Here is a 21,007-nt window from a genome sequence, read left to right on the forward strand (position 1 = left end):
CCATTTCCACACGGGGCCGCAACAGTGGTGCGACGCACCGGAGTTGTGCGCGGCGCAGCGAATTGAGCACGCCCGTTTCCTTCCCGTTCCCCTCTCAGGAGGCCCTGTGCTGCAGCCCCTCGTGGTCGGGCTCGGCCGGTCCGGATCAGGACTGCATCTGAACACGCTCGTCCGTCTGGCCCGGCGGACCGCGGCCACGGGAGATCCGCTCGTCGCCCTGCCCGCGGTCGGCTGCGACCCGCGCGCCGGCGGTATGCGGCCCCTGGGCATGCCCGGCGAGGTCACGGCCGTCACCACGCTGGAACAGGCCCTGCGGTACGTGGACCCCGCCACCGCAGTGGTCCACGTGTGCACACCGCCCCGGCTGCGCTACGACCTCCTCGCGGAACTGGCCGGACACGGCTTCCGCCGGATGATCGTGGAGAAACCCCTCGCCGCGTCCGCGGACGAACTCGACGCCCTGATCCGGCTGCGTCAGGAGGCCGGGCTCGATCTCGTGGCCGTTGCCCACTGGATCACCTCCCGGCTCACCGACCGGTTGCGCCGGCTGGTGCGCGGTGGACGACTCGGCTCCCTGCGCCGTATCACCGTCGACCAGCACAAGCCCCGCTTCGTGCGGTCCCTGGCGACCGACGGACATCCGTCCGCCCTGGACGTGGAGATCCCCCACTCCCTGGCGCTCGCGCTCGATCTGGCCGGGCCGGCCGAACTCCGCGCCGCGCGCTGCTGGGACCTGCGCTGCGAAGACCGTGGATTGCCCCGCCTGGGCGGCGCGCACGTCGAACTGGAGCACCGTTCGGGCGTGGTGACGCTGCTGCGCTCCGACCTCGGCGCACCCGTCCGGCAACGCAGCGTCGTCTGCTCGTTCGAGGGCGGGACGGCCACGGCCCACTTCCCGCTCAGCGAGGACGACGACCACGCGCAGTTGGTCATCACCCCCTTCGGCCCCGGTACGGCGGCCCCGCCGGCCGGAGTCCTCGACGCGGACGGGGTGCCCGGAATCGGACACCACGTCTTCCGGGACGACGCCTTGACCGACTTCCTGGACGGCGCCTACCGCGGCTTCGTCTCCGGCGCCAGGGGCGTCGGGAACTTCCCGCTCGCCTGCGCGACCGCCCGGCTGCTGTGCGCGGCCCGTGAGCACTGCGCCGTCACACCGCACTCCCGCGCCGGGAGCCGCTGACATGTCCCGGCACAGCGCCGCCGGACCTCGCGCCCTTGGATTCGGGCCGCTCACCGGCATCGGCGACGAGGCGGCGCCCGGCACCGACGGGCAACTGGCCGCCCTGCGACGCCTGGGCTGGAACGCCATCGAACTGCGCACCGTCGACGGCACGGCCCTCGCCGACCTCTCCGCGGCCGCCTTCGGCACGCTGACCCGACAGCTCGCGGAGGCCGGCGTCACCGTGACCGCCGTCGCCTCCCGGATCGGCAACTGGTCCCGCCCCATCACCGGCGACCTCGGCCAGGACCTGGCGGAACTCGACGTCCTGGCCGAGCGCTGCGCCACCCTCGGCTGCCGTCTGGTGCGGATCATGTCGTACCCCAACGACGGTCTGACGGAGACCGAGTGGGCCGACCGCGTCCTGGCCCGCACGGCCGTCCTGGCGGACCGCGCCGAGCGCGCCGGCCTGGTGCTGGCGCACGAGAACTGCGCGGGCTGGGCCGGGGACCGGGCCGACCGCGTGCTACGACTGCTGCGCGCCGTGGACAGCCCCGCCCTGCGGCTGCTGTTCGACACCGGCAACGGCGTCCCGTACGGCTACAGCGCCCCGGACATGCTCCGCGACCTCGCCCCGTACGTCGTCCATGTGCACATCAAGGACGCCGTCCGCACGCCGGACGGCGGCACCGCCTACACCCTGCCCGGCGAGGGTGAGGCCGGCGTGGCGGAATGCCTGGGGCTGCTGACCGCCCACGGCTACACCGGAGCGCTCTCCCTGGAACCCCATCTCGCCGTGCGCCCCCACGAGGGACTGGCCCGGGCCGGTGAGGACGCCGCCGACCTGTTCGTACGGGCCGGACAGGCGCTGGCCGGGCTGCTGGGCGCCGGACAACTGGCCACTGGCCCGCTGGACGGCTCGGTGTGAGCGGCCTGTTCACCGACCGGCACCGGGAGCTGCTGCTGGACCTGCTGCGCCTGCCGAGCGTCAACCCCCTGGAGGCCGGCCCGGACGATCCGCCGTCCCGGCTGCCCGAGATCCTCCAGCGGTACGCGACGGCCGCCGCCGAAGCGGGGTTTCGCACCGTCCGCCTCGCCAGTCCGCCCGCCGCCTGCCTGGACCGTCCGGGCGTGCCGTCCACGGTCCGCGCCGCCGCCCGCGATCCGCGCTTCCTCGCGGACCAGCCCAGTCTGCTGCTGCGACTGGGACCCGAGCGTTCCCGTGCGCACACCGTGATGTTCAACGTCCATCTGGACACCGTCGCCGGACACGCCCCGCCCGCCTTCGACGGCGTGCGGTTCACCGGCCGGGGCGCGGTCGACGCCAAGGGGCCCGCCGTGGCCCTCCTCGCCGGGCTGCGGGCCGCCACGTCCCACCCCGCCGTCGGCCGGGACGTCACCGTCCTGCTCCAGGCCGTCGCCGGGGAGGAGGGCGGCGCCCTTGGCACCTACGGCACCCGCCCGCTGCTGGAGGCCGGGCACCACGGCCGACTCAACGTGTTCTGCGAACCGACGGGACTGCGCGCGCTGACCCGAGCCACCGCCGCGATGACCGCCCGGATCACCGTCGAGGGCGCGGACTCGGTGGACGACCATCCGGACGCCGGACACAACGCCACCGTGCTGCTGGGATTCCTGGCACAGCACCTCGCCGCCCGCCTGGACGGGGCCGTACCCGGTACGCGGGTGTGCGTCGCCGGACTGCACACGGGCCGCACGCACAACCGCGTTTACGGCACCGGCACCCTGCTGATGAACCTGTCGTACCGCCGCACCTCCGACGGCGACCGCCTGAAGACCGAGGTCACCCGGCACGTCGCCGAAGCCCTGCGCCACTTCACCGAACGGTTCGCCCGCACCCGGGAGTTCGCCCACACGGCGCGGAACGCGGAACGGATCATCCGGCTCGGCTGGGACAAACAGGGCCTGCCCGCGCTGGACGACTCCGATCCGTGGGCCGAGGAACTCCTGGCCCGCGCAGGGGCCCGGCCGGCGGCTGAGGACCCCGGCTTCACGTGCGACGCCATCTGGGCGGCCGACCTGGACGACGCCTTCACCACCGTGCTCGGCCCCGGCTGTCTAGCCGCCAACCGCGCCCACGCGCCCGGTGAGTTCGTCGACCTCGCCGACCTGGAGGAGTTCGCCGGCGTGGTCCGCCGGCTCGTCATGTTCTTCGCCGAAGCGGTGCCGGCGGCGTCAGTGCAGCGGCCTCCGTAGAGCACCACACCCCCAACCGAACGACCTACGAAGACAACTGGCCCGCCCTGTAAGGAATCCCGTATGACGGCACCCACCGCCCCGCGAGCGGCGGTCGAGCGCGCACCCGTCCTCGTCGACCACGCGGAGCTGCATGCCGCGCTCACCCACCTGTTCACCGGCCACGGCATCCCTCAGGCGCGGGCCCGGCTCGCCGCGGACGCGCTGTGCCACGGCGACCTGACCGGGCTCGACTCGCACGGCGTGTTCAACCTCACCCGGCTCTACCTGCCATTGCTGGAGTCCCGCCGCTGCGACCCCCGCGCCGAACCAGAGACGCTCACCGACCTGGGCGCCTGCGCGGCCGTCGACGCCCGCCGCGCCCTGGGCCTGTGGGCCGCGGCCGAGGCCATGGACGACGCCGTGGCACGGGCCGGCCGGCACGGGGTCGGACTGGTGTCGGTGCGCGGGGCCACCCACTTCGGGTGCGCAGGCTTCCACGCCGTACGCGCCGCGCACGCCGGGATGATCGGCGTGGTCGCGAGCAACTGCGGCGGCCAGCGCATCGCACGCCCCCCGGGCGGTGCGGTGGCGATGCTCGGCACCAACCCGCTGAGCGTCGCCGCGCCGGCCCTCGACGGACACCCGTTCCTGCTGGACATGAGCACCACCGTCGCGCCCACCGGACGGGTCCGCGTCGCCGCCCGCCGCGGCGCCTCGGTGCCCGCCGGCTGGCTGGAGAACGCGGCGGGCGACCCGGTGACCGACCCGTCCGCCTTCGACCGCGGCGAGGCCTTTTTGCGCTGGCTGGGCGGCACGGCCGAGACCGGCGTCCACAAGGGCTACGGGCTCGGCATCGCCGTGGAACTGCTGGCCGCCGTGGTGTCCGGCGCGGCCGTGGGGCCCGCGCCCGCCGCACTGGAAGGCGACGGCCGGGCACGCGGCACCGACGACGACATCGGCTTCTTCCTCCTCGCGATCGCCCCGGAGGTGCTGCGACCCGACGCGGACGTGGCCGCTGCGACCCGGTCCCTGTTCGGCACGCTCGTCGACTGCCCGCCGGTGCCCGGCGGCGAGCCGGTGCGCTATCCGGGCTGGCGGGAGGCGGAACTCGCCACCGAGCGCCGCCGCCACGGCATCCCCATGCCCCCGCACCTCCATGCGGAGCTGACCGCCCTCGGCCTCCTCGGCGGTCCCGGGAGCCCGCGATGACCGGGCCCTTGCGGCTCGGCCTCGTAGGTCTCGGCGCCATCTCCCCCTACTACCTGGCCGCCGCGGAGCGGCTGCCCGAGTGGCGGCTGACCGCCGTGTGCGACGCCCGTGCCGAGGTCCTGGAGCAGTTCCCCGGCCGGGCGGCACGCTTCAGCGACCTCCGCACGCTGCTGGACCGGGCGCGACCGGACGCCCTTGTCGTGGCCGTGCCCAACGACGTGCACCTGCCCCTGTGCCGGGATGCCCTGGCCGTCGGCGTCCCGGTCTGTGTCGAGAAGCCCCTCGCCCTGACCGCGGCCGAGGGGTCCCTGCTGGTGGAGCTGGCACAGCGCGGCGGGGTCCCGCTGATGACGGCGTTCCACCGCCGCTACAACGACGCCGTCCGCGCACTGGCACGCCGGACGACGGGCCGGGAGATCCGCTCCGTCCGGGTGCGCTATCTGGAGCGCATCGAGGAGCACCTCGGCGGCGAGGACTGGTATCTGGACCCGGCCCGCTGCGGCGGCTGTGTGGCGGACAACGGCCCCAACGCCCTCGACCTGGTGCGGCTGCTGCTCGGTGAACTCTCCGTCACCGGCTGCGACATCCGCCGCGACGGCTCCGGCATCGACCGTCAGGCGGTGATCCGCCTGCGTGGCCGCACGGGAACCACGGCCTCGGTCGAGCTGGACTGGTCGTACCCGGGGGAACTCAAGGACATCGAGGTGGAGCTGGCCGACGGAGAGGTCCTGCACGCCGACATGCTGGCCGTACACACCGGCTTCAAGGCGTCGCTGTGGCACGAGTACGAGGCGATCCTCACCGAGTTCGCCGCGCTGGTCCGTACCGGTGCCCCGGCCGGCCCGGGGGCGCACGGTGGCCTGCCCTCGCTGGAACTGGTCGAGGCGGCCTACCGCTGCGCCCGGCCCGCACCGCATGCGACGGCAGCAGAGGCGGACCGGTGAATCCGGCGGAGGACGGTCCGAAGCGCATGGTGCGCGGATCACTGGTCAAGGTGCTCGTGCACCGCCGCACGGACCGCGGCATGCGGTTGGAGGAGCACGCGGCACGCTGCGTACGCCAGGGCGAGGTGCACGAACTGGTCACCACCGACCAGTGGGACCCGCACCCCGGCGCACGGATCGACCGGGTCGGTTTCCTGGGCTTCACCGAGTTGCTGTGCGGCGGTGTGATCGACCGGGGTGATCTGGTCCGGATCGCGGACACGACGGTCGGCACGGTGCTCGGCTTCGACGCCTGCCACCTACCGAACCACTACAACATCCTGATCCACGCGGCGCGTCCGGTCAGCGGCAGGGATTTGGGCCTGCGGCCGGAGACCGCCGTCACCTTCGTCCAGGGCCGGGCCGGGGACCAGGGCACGGTTCCCGCGCCGCCCGGTGCCTGAAGGGCATCAGGTCGCGCACCGGATGGCCCCGGCCCGGTGAACGGGCGGCGCCATCCGGTGGCGGTGGAGCCCGGGTGGTTACCCACCCGGGTCACAGCTGCCGCTCGGCAGGTCAGCCGAGCAGATCGACCTCCAGGCTGCCGAAGTGGAAGTCACGGACGACCTGCAGCAGTTCGTCCTCGGACAGCCTTCCGTCGCCGTTCGTGTCCACCTTCTGGAACATCTTCCCGGCCTGGGAGGCCGGCACGCCGACGGCGGACAGCCACGCCTGGAACTCACGGGCGTCGATCTCACCGTCGTGGTTGTCGTCGCACAGGCGGACCAATGCCTTCACGATGGGAGAGAGCGCACGGTTGAAGCTCGCCTCACCCTCCTTGAACAGCAACTCCCCCGTGGCGTCGAGGAACTGCTCCCGGCTGATGGCGCCACCGGGGACGCCGGCCTTCTGGGCGAGGTGCTCGTACAGCCCCTGGAAGGCACTGTGGAGCTCCTGCACCTCAGGGGAGTCGGCGCTCTTGCCGAGGTTCTGGGCGATCCGGGCGGCCTCGCCCTGGAAGTCGCTCGCCTCCAGGACGCCGTTGCCGTCGGTGTCCCACTTCTCGAAGCGCTTCACCAGGCGGTCGTTGGCGACAGCGGTGCTCATGTGTCTCTCCTAGTCTCGGACGGTGTCCGATGATGTCGAGTGGTGTCGGGTGGATGACGGACCGCGGCACCTGGGCAGGGCCGCGACCGCGCAGGGCGGTACCGCCCTGCGCGGGCTCTGGGGCCGGCGACGGCCGGCAGGGGGGACGCCGGCTCAGGCGGGCGCGAGGAGGCACCGGCTCAAGCCGGAGCGAGGGGGGTCAGAGATGGGTGACCCGGCTGCCCACGGCCGTGCCGCGGGTGTCGAGCAGGGCGCAGCGAGCCTGGCCCAGTGCTTCCCTGGCGTAACAGGCGTGATCCTGCAACAGGATCGCCACATCGGCCTGGGCCATGGCTTCCTGGAGGTTCTCGGCGCGCCGCAGAGACCGGTCGCCGACAGTGAACTCGGCTATGTACGGGTCGTGGTAGTACACCTCGGCACCGGCGGCAAGCAATCCTGCCGCCACCGGGTGCGCCGGCGTCTCCCGGACGTCGGCCACATCCGCTTTGTAGGTGATTCCGAGGAGCAGGGCCCGTGCGCCCTCAGAGCGGCCCCGGGCATCGGTGAGCAGGGCCAGCGCCCGGTCCACGACATGGTTCGGCATGCGGCCGAGGACCTCGTGTGCGGCTGCCAGCGTGCGGAAGGCGAATCCCTGGGATTCGGCCCGCGCGGTGAGATAGCGGGGGTCGACGGGAATGCAGTGCCCACCGACGCCGGGCCCGGGCCTGAAGGGTGCGAAGCCGAACGGCTTGGACGCGGCACAGTGCAGCACGTCCCAGATGTCGATGCCGGTCTCGTGGCAGAACAGTGCCACTTCGTCGACCAGGGCCATGTTGACGTACCGGTAGGTGTTCTCGAGAAGCTTGGCCATCTCCGCCTCCCGCGTGCCGCGGGCGAGGACGAGGTGGTCCACGAACCGGGAGTAGAACGCGACGGCGTACTTGGCGCACAGAGAGCTGCAACCGCTCACGACCTTGGGCGTGTTGCGGATGGTCCACATCTCGTTGCCGGGGTCGATGCGCTGCGGCGAATACGCCAGGTGGAAATCCTCGCCCGCCCGCAGCCCGCTGCCGTGCTCCAGCAGCGGCCGCACGACGTCCTCCGTGGTGCCGGGATAGCTGGTGGACTCCAGGACGACGAGCATGCCGGGGCGCAGCCGGGCGGCGACGACCCGGGCTGCGTCCTCGACCGCGGACAGGTCGGGTAAGCCCTCCGGTGTGAGTCCGGTCGGCACACAGATCACCACGGTCTGCGCGCCGTCCAGGACCGCTGGGTCGGTCGTGGCATGAAAGCCCGCGTCCAGCATGACCGCGACCTCGCCGTCGAAGACTCCGCCGACATGGGAACGGCCTGCGGCGAGTCCCGACACCACCGTGCCGGACACGTCGTACCCCATGGTCGCCAGACCTGCCGAGACCGCGGCTCTGGAGAGCGGCAGCCCGACATGCCCCAGCCCGATGACGACGAGATCTGTGGCCATGTGCGTACGTTCTCCTGAGTGTGTGGGGGTGAACGGGAACAGCGGTGTCTCAGGCGGAGAAACTGCCGCTGCCGGGCGCCACGTGCGAGCCGTGTCCGGGCTCCACGGTGAGGCCGGGGGTCAGACAGAACGGGTCGGCGTGGACGGTGACCGGACGATCGGTGTGGTTCGTCAGCACATGCGCGTCGGGCGGAAGCTTCTGGCACCCTTGCGGATCGCGATAGACAGTCAGTGGCGTCGCTTCCGTAGTGAACACCACAACGTCGCCCTGCTCCGCCGCGGCAGCGGTGCCAGTGGCGGCGCTCGCCGCGAGCAGCGCACCGGCAGCGGCGAACATGAAGACCGTGGCGCAGCGCATGAATTGGCCCTTTCGGCAGTGTGTTGTCGAAATGATTCTTTTCGGGAGATGCACCCGCTAAGCACGGCCCAACCCTGATGCGCCCGAACCAGTGATGCAGTCAAATGAAATTGACGCCACGGTCGGTGATCCGCGCGCCCCGTCGGTGTCTGACGCGCACGGGGCCGGGCACCGGTTCACCGTCTCGGCGAGAAACCGGTTGTGGCTCAGGCGATCCCAAGTCGGCTGCCTACCAGCGGCCACCCGGGGAAGATCGTGCCCCCCGCACGGCAGCGTTGCCTGCGAACTCGGGTGCGCCGAAACACCGATCCGCCGTCCCTGTCCGTCTTTCGCATCTGACGCGAGATTTTCGCATCAGATGCGACTCGGGGCGTCTTCGCAGTTCAATCGCTCGCTGGAGTGAGGTCCGCAGATGTCCGCCAACAAGATCGCTACCGTGGCTCGGAGGCCAACGGCCCAGCTTGTCGACGTTCGGCTTCACCCGCCCGTCGTCCTGCACCTCAATGGAGACCTTCGCCGCCGACCCCGCCTCCTCGAGACGCTCGGCGAGCTGTTTCCACCCGGCGTCCATGCCCCGCACCGGCTCCGCCGGGTGCTCCTCGGCTGTTCCTTCAAGGCCGGGTGAACAGCCGACATCGCGACCCCACAGGCTTTGATGCCTTCCGTCGAGCGTGACGTGAGCCGCATTCCGCCGTTGTAAGAGGCGATGCTCCCGACACCACAGCGAGACCTCAGCGCTCCCACGATCGTGATCGGAGCGGGCCCCCACGGCCTGGCGGCCGCCGCACTACTGCGCCGCTCCGGGGTGCTGGCCGTGATCCTGGAACGGTCGGACCAAGTGGGAGCAAGCTGGGCGCAGCGCTACGACCATTTGCGCCTGCACACCACCCTCGGCGCCTCGAAACTCCCCGGCCTGTCGGTGCCGCGCCAAGCGGGCCCGTGGGTAGGCCGTGACGAGTACGTGCGATACCTGGAGAGCTACGTCGCCCATCACCGACTCGACGTCCGGCTGACTACCCTGGTGCAGCGCATCGAACGGGCCGAGCCGGGCTCAGGGGCACAGTGGCTGGTCCACACCCCCGACCGCCCAGTGACTGCTGGTGCGGTCGTGGTGTCCACCGGCCGCTGCCACACCCCGAACATCCCCGACTGGCCCGGACGTTCGACCTTCACCGGCACGCTGCTCCACTCGGCCCACTACCGATCTCCGGCCCCCTACCGCGGGCGGGACGTCCTGGTGGTCGGCGCCGGTAACAGCGGTACCGAGATCGCGAGTGTCCTCGCCGGGGCGGGAGCCGAACGGGTACGAATCGCGGTCCGTACCCCACCCAACATTCTTCCCCGCTCCAGCGCCCGATGGCACGCGGTCGGTCGGCTGACGGAGGTCCTCCCACTCACGTGGCGCGACCGCACCTCCCTGCTCACGCAACGTCTCGCGGTGCCCGACCTGACCTCCCGCGGACTGCCGCGGCCCCGCACGGGCCTGTACACCCGCAATGCCCGCGAAGGGGTCAACCCGGTGCTCGACCACGGCTTCGTGGACGCCGTCCGGTCCGGGCAGGTCGAGCCGGTCGCAGCCGTCCAGGCGTTCGAGGGCCCCGACGTGTTACTGGCCGACGGCACCCGGCTGCGACCCGACACGGTCATCGCCGCCACCGGGTACCAGCCCAACCTGCACAACCTGGTCGGGTCCCTGGGCGTACTCAACGAGGACGGGCAACCCCTCGCCGTAGGGCCAGAAACCCATCCCGCAGCCCCGCGCCTGTACTTCACCGGATACACCAATCCCCTCACGGGTGTCCTTCGCCAGGCCGGCATCGAAGCGCGCGCCATCACGCAGGCGTTACGGCGCGAGACGGCGCGGGTCCCCCTTCCCTCCCCCCGCGTCGGCGACCGCACGGCCGACACACTCCACAGAGGGCACGCTTCAAGTTGACGGGGCCTCGGAATCTCTGTCCTTCAGCGGCGTGCCCGGCAGGGCGAGTGGATGGCCTCGCGCCTACGGCGACACAGTCCCTGCCTCCTAGGCCGCCGGCAGGGGGCGGAACAGCAGGTGCGGTGACCCATAAGGCTCCCCCCAGGACCTGCCGGCCTCCTTCTCGTCAGCTGACGGCGCCGGGCCGCCGCCATGGAGGCGGCCGGTGGATCGCAACCCATGCCCTGCAGCGGGTGGAGGCCGTCCCGGCGAGGAGAAGGTGGCTGTCCCGACGTGGGAAAGAGTGCGGATGCTCCTCCCGTTTGATGTGAGCGTCAGGACGGTTTCCCATACGCCCCAATGGACGAGGAGAACGCGTCCATCACCTCGCGAGACGACCCACGAAGCCGCAGGTCAAACCCACACCCCGGCACCAGGACACATTCCACGCCGTGTATTTCGGGGAACACGTCCAGCGCACCCGGACGCGCCTGAGCAACCAGGAAAACTGCAGGTCAGAGCCCCTTTGTAGCAGGCTCGAGAATCGCCACGCACTCCACGTGCGACGTCATCGAAAAGAGGTCGTCCCGGACGAGTCACGAAGAACACCAACTCAGGGACCGTTTTCCGATAGTTCACTCCTCCTCATCACTCGCGACCGGCATTCGGAACTTCAAGGACGGCTTCCTCCGGCGCCACCAGGATGTGCTCGGGCAGTCGCAGCAGGGAAGACAAGCCTTCGATGCATGCCGGACTCCGGTTGGGGTACTCGGCTCGATTCGGACTTGAACAGAGGAGGGACATGGACGACGTCGCCCTTCCCGGCAGGGAAAGTGTTCCCCTGTCCGGGCATCAGCCGCGTTCTGGCGCCCTGCTCGACGGAACGCTGGAAAACCTGCGGGCGTCCGCCATCGCGGTCGATGACGATGGCCTCATCATCGCGGTCAACAGCGCGGCACAAAGCCTGCTGAGCAGGGAAGCCTCAGAACTCGTCGGTCAGGACTTCCACGACCTACTGCACCGGGACAGATACGGGCACTCGGTGCCGCGCACGCGCTGCCGGATGAGGAAGGCGCTCCTCACGGGGGACACCAAGCATGGCGACGCCGAGTGGTTCGCTCGCGGGGACGGCACTCTCGTCCAGTTGTCCTGGCTGGTCACGCCCTACTCACCCGGCCCGGGCGGGACAGGTGCGCTGGCGATGCTGTACGAGCCGAAGCCAGAGGACGTGCGCCACAGCGACGGCGGGCACTCCGCGCCGCTGACGGAACTGGACCGCCTGGCCCTGCTGGCGGAGACGACCACGCAGCTCACATCCACCCTGGACGTCGACGAGGCGCTGCACCGACTGGCGGCCCTGACCGTGCCCCGGCTCGCGGACTGGGCAGTGTTCGACCTGCTCACCGAACGTGACGAAGTACGACGCGTTCTCGTGATGGAGCACAAGGACGGCATTCTCGTCGAGCGGGACGACCTGCAAGGCCCGATGCCTCCGGTGCCGGCAGAGTCACCGATGCCCCTGTCACGGGCCCTGCGCGGCGCCGCCTCCTCCCTCGCCGGCCCCGCCACCTACCAAGGTCCGCCCGACTCCGGCATAGCGGTCGAGCAGCAGCGCCTGTTCACCGCGACAGGTATGCACTCCGCCGTCATCGCACCCATTCGCGGACTGCGCGACGTACTCGGCGCCCTGACCCTGGGCCGCGCCCAGCGTCACGACGCCTTCACCCCTGCCGACCTGCCGCTGCTGGAGGACCTCACCCGCCGGGCGGGCCTGGCGCTGGACAACGCGCGCCTGTACCAGCGCCAACGCAAAGTCGCCGAGACCATGCAACGCCACCTGCTGCCCCAGCTGCCCGTCCTGCCCGGGCTGGAGATGACCGCGCGCTACGTACCCGCTCCGGACGCCTCCTCCGTGGGCGGTGACTGGTACGACGCCTTCGCTCTGGCCGCCCACGCCCACGCACTGGCCATCGGCGACGTCGTCGGACACGATCTCGACGCCGCAGCCGGCATGGCGCAGGTCCGCAACATGCTGCGCGCCTTCGCCTGGTCCCACCCCGAGGCCGCACCCAGCGCCGTCGTCACACGGCTCGACGATGCCGTGATGCACATAGCCGAGGTACCCATGGCCACCATGATCCTCGCCAGGCTCACCCTCGGGAATGACACACTGTGGCGCCTACGCTGGACGAACGCCGGCCACCCGCCACCCCTGCTCATCACCCACGACGGCCAGACCCGCTACCTCGACGAGGCTCACGGCATACTCCTCGGAACCGGAGTCACCAGACCTCGCCCCGACGCCGTCACCGTCCTGCCACCCCAGGCCACGCTCCTGCTCTACACCGACGGACTGGTCGAATCCCCGCACCACTCCATCGATCACGGGCTTGACCGCCTGCGCCGACACGCGGCCTCCCTCGCCCACCGCCCCCTCGACTCCTTCTGCGACCTGCTGCTGGATCAGGTCCGCCCCAGCGACAACGACGACGACGTCGCCATGATCGCGCTGCGCACACCCCCTCACGTAGGACCCGCCTGACCGGGGCGTGGGGCAGATCGAGTGGGCGGAACGGGAGACGGTCGAAGCTCCTGAGCCGGTGGGCTGAGGCTTCGAACGCCTCGCTCCGCCGCGCGAGAACTTCGCGCGCTGCGGGCCCCGCACTGCTCCGCCGGGGAGCGGGGCCAGAACGCAGTCCTTGACGTCACCCGGGAAGTCGCCCTACCGACGAAGGCCGCCCCCGCGCTTCGCCTTCCCCTGCTCGTCGACCTCCGGACCACCCAGCGAAAGTCCCTGACATGCCATCAGAACGAGCGTCAGGTGAGCGTCACGAGTGGCACCGGACGTCCATGTGAATATCGCATTCCGGAGCCCGGGGCCCTCCTGGCAGCTGTCGACACCGCAGGTCGGAAGCCCTCCCGGACATACGGCAAGACTCCACACCATGCACCTTGGAGAACAGCTCGAGGAACCACCGGCGATCCTCAGGAATCCAGAGGAGCAGCAGGTCAGAGCCCCTTTGCTGCAGGCTCCAAGATGGCCACGCACTCCACATGCGAGGTCATGGGAAACAGATCAAACGCCCGAAGCGTCCGCACCCGATACCCCCCGTCCCGGAAATACCCCAAGTCCCGCGCCAACGCAGCGGGATCGCAAGCGACATACGCAATCCGCCGCGCCCCCAGCGACGACAGATGCTCCACCGTCTTCCGCCCCGCCCCGGCCCGCGGCGGGTCAAGCACAATCAGGTCGACCTCCGTGATGCCCGTGCGCGGCAGCACGCTCTCGACCTTGCCCTGCTCGATACGCACGCGGTCGAACTCGGCGAGATTGTGCCGCGCGTCCTCCACCGCCCGCTTGCCGGACTCGATACCGAGGACCGCCCCGCCGTCGCCGACCCGGTCGGCGAGGGCGCCCGCGAAGAGGCCGACGCCGCAGTACAGGTCGAGGGCCATGTCGCCCTTGCGCGGCAGCAGGCCCTGCATGACCGCCGTCACCAGGGTGTCGGCCGACTTCGGGTGGACCTGCCAGAAGCCGCCGTTGCCGACCCGGTGGGTCCGGCCGTCCGCGCGTTCGCGGACGAAGGGGCGGCCGTGGACGCGGTGGACGCCGCCGGTGCGTTCGTCCACCCTCAGGACGGACACGGGGCGGTCCAGTTCGACCAGCGGCAGGCGCGCGCCCGGCTTCGGCGTCAGGACCACCTGGCGGTCCTGCGAACCCGTCGCCGCGATCGCCTCGACGGAGTCCATGCCGGTCCAGTCGCGCTTCTCGATGCCCAGCTCGCTGACCTCCTCGGCGGCGATCATGCAGTGGTCGATCGGCTCGACCTCGTGGGAGCGGTGCCGGCGCAGGCCCGCCCGGCCGTCGGCGGTGACCGCGTACTGGACGCGGGTGCGCCACGCGGGGACCTGGCCCGCGGGCAGCTTGTCGCCCTCGGCGGGCAGCACCGTGCCGTCCCAGCCGGCCTCCTCCGGCGTGAGCCCGGCGAGCCGCTGGAGCTGTTCGGCGATCACGTCGGCCTTCAGGCGCCGCTGCGCGCCCGGCTTGGCGTGCTGCCAGTCGCAGCCGCCGCAGCGGCCGGGGCCGGCGAACGGGCAGGGCACGTCGATCCGGTCCTTGGAGGCGTCCAGGACGTCCACCGCGTCCGCGCGCAGGAACCGGGCGCCCTCCTCGCCGTCCGTCACCCGCGCCACGACCCGCTCACCGGGCAGCGCGTGCCGTACGAACAGCACCTGGCCCTCGGACGTACGGGCGATGCAGTGGCCGCCGTGGGCGACGGGGCCGACCTCGACCTCGTACTCCTCCCCCACCAGCGACTTCCTCGGTTCTGCCTGCATGGCGGGGTGACTCCAAAAGCGTGAGGGGAAACGACCAAAAGCGAACGGCCAAAGAGAATCGGCCGGACAACAGCCCACCAGTCTACGTGGGTGTCGTCCGGCCGATTCACGCCCGTTTCACACAAGCCTCAGGTCCGTCGGAGCCCTGGTCTCAGCCCTTCGGTTCGGAGGAGTCCTTCGACCGCACCTGCGCCGGCCCCCGCCGTACCGAACCCGGCGCGTTCCAGTCCTGCTGCCTGCGGGCCCGCCGCTTGGCCGCCTCGGAGGACTGGAGCTGGTACGGCACCGAGGTCACCATGATCCCCGGCGTGAACAGCAGCCGGCCCTTCAGCCGCAGTGCGCTCTGGTTGTGCAGCAGGTGCTCGTACCAGTGGCCGACGACGTACTCGGGGATGATCACGGACACCGCGTCCCGCGGCGACTCCTTGCGCAGTCCCTTGACGTACTCGATGATCGGCCGCGTGATCTCGCGGTAGGGCGAGTCCAGAACCTTCAGCGGTACGTCGATGCCGCGCCGCTCCCACTCGGCCCGCAGCGCCTTGGTCTCCTCCGGGTCGACGTTGACGCTCAGCGCCTCCAGGCTGTCCGAGCGCATCAGCTTGGCGTAGGCCAGGGCGCGCAGTGTCGGGCGGTGGATCTTGGAGATCAGGACGACGGAGTGGATGCGGGAGGGCCGCACGGTGTCGTCGTTCGGGCCGTCGGGGGCGGCGATCTCCTCGGCGACGCGGTCGTAGTGCTTCCGGATGGCCGTCATCACCGCGTAGAAGATCACCATGCCGAGCAGGGCGACCCACGCGCCGTGGGTGAACTTGGTGACGAGGACGACCACGAGCACCAGGCCGGTGAAGAAGGCGCCGAAGGCGTTGATCGCGCGCGAGCGGATCATGTGGCGGCGCTTGGCCTGGTCCCGCTCGGTGGCCAGGTGGCGGTTCCAGTGCCGGACCATGCCGGTCTGGCTGAGCGTGAAGGACACGAACACGCCGACGATGTACAGCTGGATAAGGCGCGTGGAGTCGGCGCCGTAGATCCCGACGAGCAGTCCGGCGGCGCCCGCGAGGAGCACGATGCCGTTGGAGAAGGCCAGGCGGTCGCCGCGGGTGTGCAACTGGCGGGGCAGGTAGCGGTCCTGGGCGAGGATCGAGCCCAGCAGCGGAAAGCCGTTGTAGGCGGTGTTCGCGGCGAGGAACAGCACCAGCGCGGTGGCCGCGGCCAGGATGATGAAGAGGAAGCTGCCCTTGCCAAAGACGGCCTCGGCGACCTGGGAGATCACCGGGTTCTGGACGTAGTCCGCGCCGAGCGGGACGCCGTTGTGGACGAGGTCGGTGGCCGGGTTCTCGGCCATGCGGACGTCGGTCGCCGCGGCCAGCGCGATGATGCCGCAGAACATGGTGACGGCCAGCAGGCCCATCGCCGCGAGGGTGGTCGCGGCGTTCTTGGACTTGGGCTTGCGGAAGGCCGGGACGCCGTTGGAGATCGCCTCGACGCCGGTGAGGGCGGCACAGCCGGAGGAGAAGGCGCGCAGCAGCAGGAAGACCAGGGCGAAGCCCGCGAGGCCCTGGTGCTCGGGCTTGATGACGTAGTCCGCCGTCGGGGCCCGCATGGTGTCGTCCAGGACCAGTCCCCGGAAGGCGCCCCAGGCGATCATGGTGAAGACGCCCGCGACGAAGATGTACGTCGGAATCGCGAACAGCGAGCCCGACTCCTTCACCCCGCGCAGGTTCATCAGCGTCAGCAGCACGATCACGCCGATCGCGCAGAGAACCTTGTGCTCGACCACGAACGGGATCGCCGAACCCAGGTTCTCGATCCCGGAGGAGATCGACACCGCGACGGTGAGGACGTAGTCGACGAGCAGCGCGCTGGCGACCGTGAGGCCCGCCTTGGGGCCGAGGTTGGTGTTCGCCACCTCGTAGTCGCCGCCGCCGCTGGGGTAGGCGTGCACGTTCTGCCGGTACGAGGCCACCACGGTGAACATCAGTACGACGACCGCGACGGCGATCCACGGACTGAAGTGGTACGCCGTCACGCCCGCGATGGACAGGACCAGCAGCACCTCCCCGGGCGCATACGCCACAGAGGACAGCGGGTCGGAGGCGAAGACGGGTAGAGCGATGCGCTTCGGCAGGAGAGTCTCCCCCAGCCGGTCACTGCGCAGTGCGCGCCCGATCAGGATCCGCTTGGGCACGTCGGTCAGTTTGGACACAACAGAGGATCGTAAGCGTTCGATTGCGGGCTCGCCCACCCGCCACCCCTCATCGGCCTCCCATCTGCTCTCCGAGTGAATTCAGAGGCCGCTGCGGCTGCGGATTCCGCAGGTCACCTGGTTCCCGTGCCTATATGACTAAGCCCCGTCCGTCTTCCGGCCGTTGTCGACCCTGGAGGCCCCATGCACACGCCCGCAGAACTGATCGGCGCCGCGGCCACCGTCATCGCCCTCGGAATCCTGACTCTCGCGAGCGTGCGCAGCATCAACCGCCGCTGACCAGGCCGGTGACCCGGGCACACAGTTCCGCCCGCCCGATGCTGTCGGCCCGGGTCGACGGCACCGTGCAGGCGTAGGCCCCCGCCACCGTGCCGTACAGGGCGCAGCGGCGGGGCGGCTCGGCGTTCAGCCAGGCGTAGAGGAACGCGGCGGCGAAGGCGTCGCCCGCGCCGTTGGAGTCGACGACCTGCGCCGGGGGTGCGGCGGCGGGTACGTGGGTCAGCCGGCCGTCGGCCAGCAGGTACGCCCCGTCGGCCCCGGCGGTGGCGACGACCGTCCGGGCCCGGCCCCGTTCGGTGATCCGCCGCATGGTGCGCTCCGGGTCGGCCAGGGCGGCGCTGGACAGGAAGACCAGGTCGGCCTGGTGGGCGAAGGTCTCGTGGTAGGGGTTGGACCCGTCCCAGTCGTGGAGATCGGTCGAGACCGTCACGCCGGCCTCGCGCAGGGCGGGCAGCGCGTGACCGCACGGCTGGGTGATGACGACGTGGGCGTGCCGGCTGACGGCGGCCAGTTCCCGCACCGTGGCCTCGGGCAGCCGGTCCGTCTCCGCCGCGCGCGTGGCGTCGTAGAGGGAGAGCCGCCTGCCGTCCGGGCCGACGAGGTTGACCGCTCGCTTGGTGCCGAGCGGCTGGGGGACGGCGGTGAGCGCGATCCCGCGGTCGCGGTGCAGGGCGCGGACCAGGTCGCCCTCGGGGTCGTCGCCCAGCATGTCGAGGTGGTGGGTGCGCAGGCCCAGCGCGCTCGTCCCCAGGGCGACGAAGTCTCCGCTCTGGCCCGCGCGCGTCACGATCCCGGGCTGGATCATGTGGCTGTCGGCGAGCGGCAGGGGCAACTCGGGCACGTGCACGATCGTGTCCACGCCCGCGCCGCCCAGGACCAGTACGTCGATCTCGGTACTCATGGTGTCTTCCTCCCCCGCCGAGGGCCGGGTCGAAGCCGGCTCCGGCCCGGGCAGGGCCGTCGGCAACCCCCTCGACTTTGCCGATACGTTGGAGTCGGGCAGTCGAACGCGGCACCGCCCCCGCAGGGCATCATGGCCTGATTCCACCGGCATGATGTTGCCCGGCGGCCCGCACGCAGGCCGCGTTTGTGATGCCCGGCGAGCCGAAAGAGAGACATGATCACGACATTCATGAAGGTCAGAGGGCCTGCAGGAAGCGCGGTGTGACGCGATGCATATTGTCATCATGGGTTGCGGGCGGGTGGGCTCCGCCCTGGCCCAGAACCTGGAGCAACAGGGCCACACGGTCGCCGTGGTCGACCAGGACCCCACCGCCTTCCGCCGACTGGGGTCCTCCTTCGGCGGCCGCCGGGTCACCGGGGTCGGCTTCGACCAGGACACCCTGCGGGAGGCCGGCATCGAGGAGGCCGGCGCCTTCGCCGCCGTCTCCAGCGGTGACAACTCCAACATCATCGCCGCCCGCGTGGCCCGCGAGATGTTCGGCATCGAGAACGTCGCCGCGCGCATCTACGACCCCCGCCGCGCCGAGGTCTACCAGCGCCTGGGCATCCCCACCGTCGCGACCGTCCGCTGGACGGCCGACCAGATGCTTCGCCGGCTGCTCCCGTCCGGCGCCGAGCCGCTGTGGCGCGACCCCACGGGCGGCGTCCAGCTCGCCGAGGTGCACGCCTCCACCGCCTGGGTCGGCCACAAGATCAGCCGGATCCAGGAGGAGACCGGCGTGCGCGTGGCGTTTCTGACCCGGCTCGGCGAGGCGGTCCTGCCCACCTCGCAGACGGTGTTGCAGGAGGGCGACCTGGTGCACGTGATGATGCGCACCGACGAGGTCGACACGGTCGAGGCGGCGTTCGCCAAGGGTCCCGAAGAGGAGGGCGGTCACTGATGAGGGTCGCCATTGCCGGAGCCGGCGCGGTCGGCCGCTCGATCGCGGGCGAGCTGCTGGAGAACGGCCACGAGGTCCTGCTCATCGACAAGGCGCCGACTGCCATCTCGGTCGAACGCGTCCCGCAGGCCGAGTGGCTGCTCGCCGACGCCTGCGAGATCACCTCCCTGGACGAGGCGGCGCTCCAGCGCTGCAACGTCGTCATCGCCGCGACCGGCGACGACAAGGTGAACCTGGTCGTCTCGCTGCTCGCCAAGACGGAGTACGGCGTGCCGCGGGTGGTCGCGCGGGTGAACAACCCGAAGAACGAGTGGCTCTTCAACGAGTCCTGGGGCGTGGACGTCGCCGTCTCCACCCCGCGTCTGATGTCGGCCCTGGTCGAGGAGGCGGTGAGCGTGGGCGACCTGGTCCGCCTGCTCCGCTTCAGCCACGGCGACGCCAACCTGGTCGAGCTGACCCTGCCGGAGGAGTCGGCCCTGGCCGGCACGCAGGTCGGTGACGTCGAGTGGCCCGAGGACACGTCCCTGGTCACGATCATCCGCGGCACCCGCGTCCTGACCCCGTCCCGGGAGGACTCCCTGGAGGCGGGCGACGAACTCCTCTTCGTGGCCGCGCAGGCGCGCGAGGAGCAGCTGGAGGACCTGCTGTCGGTGCGGCGGGACAGCGCGAAGAGCTGAGGCGGTGCCCTTCGGGGCAAGCAGGAGGGGGCGCCCTGGGCTACCAGGACGCCCCCTCTCTCAGCTCTCGAGGTCAGCTCTCGGAGATCACTGCTCGGCGGACCGGGCGGCGGCCTCCCGCTCCCTCTCCTCGGCGGCCTTCTCCTCGGCCTCCATCTCCGCGAACACATCGATCGGCGCGGGCGCCTTCGCCAGGAACACCCACGTCAGCCACACGGCGAGCAGGAACGGCGGGATCTTCAGGGCGATCAGGACCCAGCCCAGCTGTGTGGTGTCGGCCCACCAGTACAGCGGGAAGAGGATCGCGCACTTGGCGAGCAGGATCGCACCCCACGCGTAACTGGCCTTCGCGTACGCCTTCTTACGGCCGGGGTTCCGCGTACGCCAGGAGAGGTTCTCCTTGAAGACCGGGCCGAGGATCAGCCCGATCAGCGGGACACCGCACAGCGTGGTGACGATGTACGCGAGTCCAAGGCCCAGCGTGTAGAGCATGCCGGGCAGGTAGAAGTCCTTGGCGTTGCCGGTCATCATCGCGAAGACGACACCGAAGGCGACACCGAAGACACCGCTGAAGGCGTGTTTGACGGTGTCCTTCATCACCAGCCGGACCACGACCAGCACCAGCGACACGGCCAGTGCCGCGATCGCCGACAGATGCAGGTCCTTGTTGATCGTGTAGATGGTGACGAAGAGCAGGCCGGGCAGCACCGTCTCGACCATGCCCCGGACGCCGCCGAACGCTTCGAACAGGGCGGCCTCGGTCACCGCCCGGGCGTCGTCCGCAGATGTCTCTTCGGTCGGCTTGTCGAGCGACGTCACCGGCTACTCCCGTCCGAGGGGTCTCAGTTCGTACTTGGGGTTGAACAGCACCCGGCGGCCCCGGCTCATCGAGATCCGGCCCGATGCGATCAGCTTGCGCCCCGGCTCTATTCCGACGATGGAGCGCCTGCCGAGCCACACCACGTCCAGTGCGGCGGAGCCGTCGAACAGCTCGGCCTCCAGGGCCGGGACTCCCGCGCGCGGTCGCAGGGTGACCGTGCGCAAGGTACCAGTAACCGTCACTATCTGCCGGTCCTGACAGTCTCCGATCCGGATACAGCCGGTCGTCTCGGTGTCCTCGCGCAGCTCCTCGGACTCCAGGTCCTCCTGCGACGAGGAGAGCCGGTCGAGCATGCGCCGGAACCGGCCCGCCGGCTTCTGCGAACGAGGAACAGCACTCATGACTAGAGCGTACCGGGGCCCGCTGACAGCTACGCAGCCCTGGGGCACAGGCCCCGCTTCTCGAAGCGGTAGCCCATCCCCGGCTCCGTGATACCGCATCCCCCGGGGGCCGA

Annotated in this window: 18 protein-coding genes; 10 read left to right on the plus strand and 8 right to left on the minus strand. The window is 70.8% G+C overall.

Features of this window, described 5'->3' with window-relative positions; genetic code table 11:
• Positions 1 to 106 precede the first annotated feature (106 nt).
• The 6 genes from OG542_RS09925 (at position 107) to OG542_RS09950 (ending at position 5,957) form a co-directional block, all read left to right on the plus strand.
• On the plus strand, positions 107 to 1,183 hold the full coding sequence (locus tag OG542_RS09925; protein ID WP_328410039.1) for a Gfo/Idh/MocA family oxidoreductase: 1,077 nt from the start codon (positions 107 to 109) through the stop codon (positions 1,181 to 1,183).
• A 1-nt stretch (position 1,184) separates the two neighbouring features.
• A complete protein-coding gene (locus OG542_RS09930; RefSeq protein WP_328410041.1) occupies positions 1,185 to 2,090 on the plus strand; it encodes a sugar phosphate isomerase/epimerase family protein in 906 nt (301 codons plus the stop codon).
• Positions 2,087 to 3,379 carry a M20/M25/M40 family metallo-hydrolase gene (locus tag OG542_RS09935; RefSeq protein ID WP_328410043.1) on the plus strand — a complete coding sequence of 431 codons (1,293 nt, stop codon included), beginning with the start codon at positions 2,087 to 2,089 and terminating at the stop codon, positions 3,377 to 3,379. The genes OG542_RS09930 and OG542_RS09935 overlap by 4 nt, the downstream gene beginning before the upstream one ends.
• Positions 3,380 to 3,442: 63 nt before the next feature.
• On the plus strand, positions 3,443 to 4,570 hold the full coding sequence (locus OG542_RS09940) for an Ldh family oxidoreductase (RefSeq protein WP_328410045.1): 1,128 nt from the start codon (positions 3,443 to 3,445) through the stop codon (positions 4,568 to 4,570).
• Positions 4,567 to 5,514: a Gfo/Idh/MocA family protein gene (locus OG542_RS09945; RefSeq protein ID WP_328410047.1), complete on the plus strand. Its 948-nt coding sequence runs from the start codon at positions 4,567 to 4,569 to the stop codon at positions 5,512 to 5,514. The genes OG542_RS09940 and OG542_RS09945 overlap by 4 nt, the downstream gene beginning before the upstream one ends.
• Positions 5,515 to 5,540: 26 nt before the next feature.
• Positions 5,541 to 5,957 carry a DUF6917 domain-containing protein gene (locus tag OG542_RS09950; RefSeq protein ID WP_328410051.1) on the plus strand — a complete coding sequence of 139 codons (417 nt, stop codon included), beginning with the start codon at positions 5,541 to 5,543 and terminating at the stop codon, positions 5,955 to 5,957.
• A 112-nt stretch (positions 5,958 to 6,069) separates the two neighbouring features.
• Here OG542_RS09950 and OG542_RS09955 read toward each other — a convergent pair whose 3' ends face one another.
• From OG542_RS09955 to OG542_RS09965, 3 genes are all read right to left on the minus strand, one after another.
• Entirely contained in the window at positions 6,070 to 6,600 is a 531-nt protein-coding gene (locus tag OG542_RS09955; protein ID WP_328410053.1) for an EF-hand domain-containing protein, read from the minus strand.
• Between the two features lie 199 nt (positions 6,601 to 6,799).
• Positions 6,800 to 8,059, minus strand: coding sequence for a nucleotide sugar dehydrogenase (locus tag OG542_RS09960; protein WP_328410055.1), 1,260 nt, complete (start codon positions 8,057 to 8,059; stop codon positions 6,800 to 6,802).
• Positions 8,060 to 8,108: 49 nt separating this feature from the next.
• Positions 8,109 to 8,417, minus strand: coding sequence for a hypothetical protein (locus tag OG542_RS09965; RefSeq protein ID WP_328410057.1), 309 nt, complete (start codon positions 8,415 to 8,417; stop codon positions 8,109 to 8,111).
• A 706-nt stretch (positions 8,418 to 9,123) separates the two neighbouring features.
• On the opposite strand from OG542_RS09965, the gene OG542_RS09970 reads away from it, so the two are divergent.
• A complete protein-coding gene (locus OG542_RS09970; RefSeq protein WP_328410059.1) occupies positions 9,124 to 10,353 on the plus strand; it encodes a flavin-containing monooxygenase in 1,230 nt (409 codons plus the stop codon).
• 781 nt (positions 10,354 to 11,134) lie between these two features.
• The gene (locus OG542_RS09975) at positions 11,135 to 12,874 is read left to right on the plus strand and encodes a SpoIIE family protein phosphatase (RefSeq protein ID WP_328410061.1); all 1,740 of its coding nucleotides are present in this window, start codon (positions 11,135 to 11,137) and stop codon (positions 12,872 to 12,874) included.
• 467 nt (positions 12,875 to 13,341) lie between these two features.
• Here the strand turns inward: OG542_RS09975 and OG542_RS09980 are convergent, their stop codons facing one another.
• The 3 genes from OG542_RS09980 to OG542_RS09990 form a co-directional block, all read right to left on the minus strand.
• Positions 13,342 to 14,670 (minus strand): class I SAM-dependent RNA methyltransferase, encoded by a 1,329-nt coding sequence (locus OG542_RS09980; RefSeq protein ID WP_328410063.1) that lies wholly within the window; start codon positions 14,668 to 14,670, stop codon positions 13,342 to 13,344.
• Positions 14,671 to 14,821: 151 nt separating this feature from the next.
• A complete protein-coding gene (locus OG542_RS09985; protein ID WP_328410065.1) occupies positions 14,822 to 16,873 on the minus strand; it encodes an APC family permease in 2,052 nt (683 codons plus the stop codon).
• Between the two features lie 265 nt (positions 16,874 to 17,138).
• Positions 17,139 to 18,053, minus strand: coding sequence for an adenosine kinase (locus OG542_RS09990; RefSeq protein WP_328410067.1), 915 nt, complete (start codon positions 18,051 to 18,053; stop codon positions 17,139 to 17,141).
• A 271-nt stretch (positions 18,054 to 18,324) separates the two neighbouring features.
• Here OG542_RS09990 and OG542_RS09995 point away from each other — a divergent pair, with 271 nt between their 5' ends.
• Together OG542_RS09995 and OG542_RS10000 are read left to right on the plus strand one after the other, a co-directional pair.
• On the plus strand, positions 18,325 to 18,996 hold the full coding sequence (locus OG542_RS09995) for a potassium channel family protein (protein ID WP_114255765.1): 672 nt from the start codon (positions 18,325 to 18,327) through the stop codon (positions 18,994 to 18,996).
• Positions 18,996 to 19,673: a potassium channel family protein gene (locus OG542_RS10000; protein WP_189721784.1), complete on the plus strand. Its 678-nt coding sequence runs from the start codon at positions 18,996 to 18,998 to the stop codon at positions 19,671 to 19,673. Before OG542_RS09995 ends, OG542_RS10000 begins: the two co-directional genes overlap by 1 nt.
• Positions 19,674 to 19,760: 87 nt before the next feature.
• Here the strand turns inward: OG542_RS10000 and OG542_RS10005 are convergent, their stop codons facing one another.
• Together OG542_RS10005 and OG542_RS10010 are read right to left on the minus strand one after the other, a co-directional pair.
• On the minus strand, positions 19,761 to 20,492 hold the full coding sequence (locus OG542_RS10005; RefSeq protein WP_189721785.1) for a DUF3159 domain-containing protein: 732 nt from the start codon (positions 20,490 to 20,492) through the stop codon (positions 19,761 to 19,763).
• A gap of 3 nt (positions 20,493 to 20,495) precedes the next feature.
• Entirely contained in the window at positions 20,496 to 20,894 is a 399-nt protein-coding gene (locus OG542_RS10010) for an OB-fold nucleic acid binding domain-containing protein (RefSeq protein ID WP_078602751.1), read from the minus strand.
• Positions 20,895 to 21,007: the final 113 nt, after the last annotated feature.

Origin of the sequence: Streptomyces violaceus (genome assembly GCF_036014075.1) — a bacterium.
GTDB lineage: Bacteria > Actinomycetota > Actinomycetes > Streptomycetales > Streptomycetaceae > Streptomyces > Streptomyces violaceus.